The 1673-nt window shown below is 74.7% G+C and carries 1 protein-coding gene and 1 pseudogene; one reads left to right on the forward strand and one right to left on the reverse strand.

Annotated features, from left to right (window positions below; genetic code table 11):
- Positions 1-686, forward strand: a pseudogene (locus tag VR45_RS38120) (ATP-binding domain-containing protein); the annotation flags it as partial.
- A gap of 62 nt (positions 687-748) precedes the next feature.
- On the opposite strand, the gene VR45_RS38125 reads toward VR45_RS38120, so the two are convergent.
- Positions 749-1673, reverse strand: a 925-nt coding sequence (locus tag VR45_RS38125) for a multicopper oxidase domain-containing protein (RefSeq protein WP_045944538.1), incomplete at its 5' end; no start/stop codon positions are given.

A 1673-nucleotide genomic window follows, 5' to 3' on the forward strand; every position in this document is an offset into this window, starting at 1 on the left:
CCGACGCGGACCTGCCGCTGCTGGACGAGGCGGCCGCCCTGCTGGACGGCCCACCGGCGCGGACCTTCGGCCATGTGGTGGTGGACGAGGCGCAGGAGTTCACCGCGCTCCAGTGGCGAACGGTGCTGCGCCGCTGCCCGGCCCGGTCGATGACCCTGGTCGGCGACTTCGCCCAGGCCGGCCCGGCCACCACCGCGCGCGGCTGGCACGAGGCACTGGACCCGCACCTCGGGGGCCGGTTCGACCTGCGCACTCTGACCGTCAGCTACCGGACCACCGAGGAGATCCTCGCCACCACCCGCGAGCTGCTGGCCCGGATCGCGCCGGACCAGGCCCCGATCGGCTCGATCCGGCACGGCGAGGAGCCCCGCAGCCGCGACACCTCGCGCGCCGGGCTGATGGACACCCTGCTCGCCGAACTGCGCGAGCAGTCGGCCGCCCACCCCGGCGAACTCATCGGCGTGGTCTGCCCGGACGGCTCGGTGGACGCGCTGACGGCGGCGGGCGCGGACCGGTACGCCCGGCTGGTCCCGGCCTCCGAGGCGCGCGGCCTGGAGTTCGACACGGCCGTCGTGCTCGATCCCGACGCGATCGCCTCGGCCCGGCCCGGCGGCGACCGCGACCTGTACGTCGCGCTCACCCGGGCCACCAAGCGCCTGTGCACGATCGTGGTGCGGCAGGACTGACCCCGGGGGCACGGGGACCGGGTGCTGCTCCTGCGGGGGCAGCACCCGGTCCCCGTCCCGGCTCAGGCGCGGTAGGCGAGCAGCCCCGTCATCCCCGCCTCGCCGTGGTAGGCGTTGTGACAGTGCGTCATCCACTGCCCCGGGTTGTCCGCCTCGAAGTCGCAGACCACCGTCCGCCCGGGCAGCACGATCACGGTGTCCTTGCGCGGGCCGTCGTCACCCACCTGGAAGGTGTGGCCGTGCAGGTGCATGGGGTGCCACATGTCGGTCCGGTTGACGAACTCCAGCCGTACCCGCTCACCGCTGCCGACGAGGAACGGGCGCGCGGCCGGGTCGGCCATGTCGAAGGGGCGCCCGTTCAACGCCCAGTCGTACTCGGCCATCCCGCCCGTCAGTTCGATCCGATGGGTGCGGTCGGGCGTCCGCTTCGGCAGCCCGGCCTCCTCCGCCGCCCGCAGATCGGTGGCGGCGAGGATCCGGCCGTTCAGCTCGGCGGGGCGGAACGCGGCGGCCGGCGCCTCGCCCGCGCCGGTACGGACCAGGGCCCGTCCGGCGGCGTCCTTCCCCTCGGCGAGCGCGGTCAGCGGGAAGACGCCGTCCTGGAGGGTGACCAGGACGTCGTAGCGCTCGCCCATCCCGACCAGCAGGGCGTCCACCTCCTCGTGGCGGACCGGGTAGCCGTCGGTGTGGGTCACGGTCAGCCGGTGGCCGCCCAGCGCGAGGCGGTAGGCGGTGTCGGCACCCGCGTTGACGATCCGCAGCCGCACCCGCCGGCCCGGCGCCGACCGGTACACCTCGGGGTCGGCGGCGATCCGGCCGTTCACCAGGTGGTGCGGGTGACGGACGTCCCCGGCGTCGCCGCCGAGCAGCGCGCTGGTGGCGCCCATGAGCATGAACGACCCGGCGCTGCCGGCCTGGGCGTTGGCGTTGCCGCTGCTGTTGCTGTTGCTGTTGCTGTTGCTGTTGCCGCCACTATTGCTGCCGCCG

The sequence above is a fragment of the Streptomyces sp. NRRL S-495 genome (genome assembly GCF_000966955.1).
GTDB lineage: Bacteria > Actinomycetota > Actinomycetes > Streptomycetales > Streptomycetaceae > Kitasatospora > Kitasatospora purpeofusca.